This is a genomic window from Aeromonas molluscorum 848 (assembly GCF_000388115.1).
GTDB lineage: Bacteria > Pseudomonadota > Gammaproteobacteria > Enterobacterales > Aeromonadaceae > Aeromonas > Aeromonas molluscorum.
The window spans coordinates 1-2,330 of the sequence record NZ_AQGQ01000270.1; the positions used below are offsets into that span (position 1 = coordinate 1).

General features: G+C 51.9%; 2 protein-coding genes and 1 pseudogene. 1 reads left to right on the plus strand and 2 read right to left on the minus strand.

Annotation, left to right across the window (positions count from 1 at the left end; genetic code table 11):
* Positions 1 to 595: 595 nt before the first annotated feature.
* Together G113_RS21265 and G113_RS19820 are read right to left on the minus strand one after the other, a co-directional pair.
* Positions 596 to 844: a hypothetical protein gene (locus G113_RS21265; protein WP_152436120.1), complete on the minus strand. Its 249-nt coding sequence runs from the start codon at positions 842 to 844 to the stop codon at positions 596 to 598.
* Positions 845 to 1,446: 602 nt separating this feature from the next.
* Positions 1,447 to 2,031 (minus strand): hypothetical protein, encoded by a 585-nt coding sequence (locus G113_RS19820; RefSeq protein WP_201765036.1) that lies wholly within the window; start codon positions 2,029 to 2,031, stop codon positions 1,447 to 1,449.
* A gap of 46 nt (positions 2,032 to 2,077) precedes the next feature.
* Here G113_RS19820 and G113_RS19825 point away from each other — a divergent pair.
* Positions 2,078 to 2,330 (plus strand): annotated as a pseudogene (locus tag G113_RS19825) (tRNA uracil 4-sulfurtransferase ThiI); the annotation flags it as partial.

A 2,330-nucleotide genomic window follows, 5' to 3' on the forward strand; every position in this document is an offset into this window, starting at 1 on the left:
GCTTCAGTTCTTCTTCACGTTGACGAATGGTTTCACGCAGAGAGGCAACTTGAGCGCGTGTCTTGCAGTAGCAGAGGTCGCCAGTCATCAGCTTGATGGAGGTCCGCAGGTCAGCAGCACGGGATTCAATGTTCATCGCAGTGTCTCCTTATGTCTAAGTGGTTACGGGACTGTACTTTAGAGACGTTTTTTGGACGGGTCAATACCCTGCTATAAATTTTTCTTGAAAGGTATACCTAATGGGACGCAGGGGCAGACAGAGAGACACAGCAGGAGGCAATAGGAAGACGCAGGGGCTTGCCTGTGTGTTAGCAATGGGATGGCTTGGGGTATGGACAAGGAGAGGGACAGGCAGACGCTCAGGCGGTGAGAGAAAGAGGACGGCAGGGCTGTCTAATGGCTGGTTCTTGTGGGGGTACGGGGGGAACTCGCGGGCGTTAAATCACTGAAGAGGACGTTCAGATTTTTTCCAAAATTCACCGGACTTGCAGGACGTGAATTTCAGTCAGACATACAAGCAAATCCGGTGAGATGTGAGTGAATCACTCAAAGGTAAGACTGGTTTTGTATCACAACTTTCAACTTTGTCATGGGGTCAGCCCACACTGGGATCATTTTCCCTCCAATTCGCATGTGTACTAACGAAAACTAAGTTGCATAAATGCTGCTCTTTAACACTCACGATACAAAAAGAACCCAGCCCCGGTCCTCCTAACTGGGAGGAAAGTGCTGGAGTGTTCATTACCTTATCAGCAACTTGACTATGTCGCGGTGCTTCGGCAGATTCCATAATAAATTCAATGGTTTTAGGCCCACATGCAATTACCACTACATACTTTTTCATACGTATCTCATTATGCCTTGGGCGAAACCTGCTGCACTGTACTGTGCCTTATCATCTCGTCAGAATCCATCTTACACATCATGGAATTTGACGAGGGACACATCGGATGCAAACAAGCCCAGTTCTTGATGAACAGATCAAGGTTCAACTTGATTAGATGTTGTTCAAAGAGGGTCGTGTTGTAGCTCTGGGCGACTCCTCTCCAACGATCACAAATCCAAACCTCGGGCCTGTCCCTCCAGCCCTGCACACGGCCAGACCGCTTGTTCACCTTCCGGTACTCACCGCCCAGCAGTATCTCCCACACACTCCCATTCTCTCCCAGCACAGGGAATCGCTGGCCTTCAGTAACCCCCAGTCCAGCCTCCACGCACACCAGAGTTTTACGCTCGGTCATCATTTCCTTTTACTCCGCTTGATACGACTTGGCCTCGGCTTCCGCTTCTTCTTCGGTGCCCGTGTGTCGTCAATAAGGACGCACTGGTTTGATCCCCCTGCCAGCTCTAGGCAAGTGGACAGCACGGCCAAATCAACGTCATCCAGTCCGGATTGCTCGGGGTTCGCTAGGGCTTCCTGTATGCGCTCAACGTCGAACGTGATCTTCATGGCTGCCCCCTCCCGAATAGAGCCTTCAGCTTCTCTAGGGCGCTCCTGTTGTGCTCTTGGCTGGCCTTCTGGCTGGCTTCCCACTCTTCCGGTGTCTTGGTGACTCGCTTGTGGTCGAACATGGCGAACTTACCCACAGACGAAGAAACGGGAGCGCGATCCTTGTTACTTTGTTTCTGTTTAGAAGAAGTCAAAGACTTAGCCGGACGCTTGGTGCTGGGGGTACGGAAAAGGGCTAGGAGTGCCGACCCGATGCGGTACACAGAGGCCAGATTCCAGTTGGCTATCTGGTCGTGCTTCCGGAACTCGGTCTTGTAGAAGCCGATGGCTTCCAGACGGCGGAGGGAGTTGCGGACAGTGCGGGTGGTGCAACCGATACCCTTAGCGATGGTCCGCAGGTAGAGACTCGCAGCCCAGCCTTGGGCCTTGTTAAGGTGTCGTGCGATGAAGAGGGCGACTTCCTTGGTGTAGTGGGTCCCGAAGGTGGACGCTGGTAGTTTGGCAATGGTGGCAACAATCTGGTCGCTGTGAGATAATGTGCAGCTGTTCACGGGAACTCCTATTCTAACATTTGTTCCCATCTCTGGCTGTAAGTCATTGATTTACCTTAAAATTTAAAGAGCCCCCATGAAGTTCATCATCAAGCTGTTTCCAGAAATAACCATCAAGAGCAAGTCAGTGCGTCAGCGTTTCACCAAGATGTTGCAGGGCAATATCCGCAATGTGTTGCGCCGTTTCGACGAGGACGCCCGCGTGCGAATGGATTGGGACAAGCTGGTGGTGAGCTCGCGCAACGATCACTTCCATGCCCGCTATCTGGAGACCCTGGCCTGTATTCCCGGCATCCAGTATTTCCTCGAAGTGAAACTGAGCACCTTCA

Excerpts from the sequence above, each read along its gene's own strand:
- G113_RS21265 (WP_152436120.1), bottom strand. The coding sequence starts at position 844 with ATGAAAAAGTATGTAGTGGTAATTGCATGTGGGCCTAAAACCATTGAA.
- G113_RS19820 (WP_201765036.1), bottom strand. The coding sequence starts at position 2,031 with ATGGGAACAAATGTTAGAATAGGAGTTCCCGTGAACAGCTGCACATTA.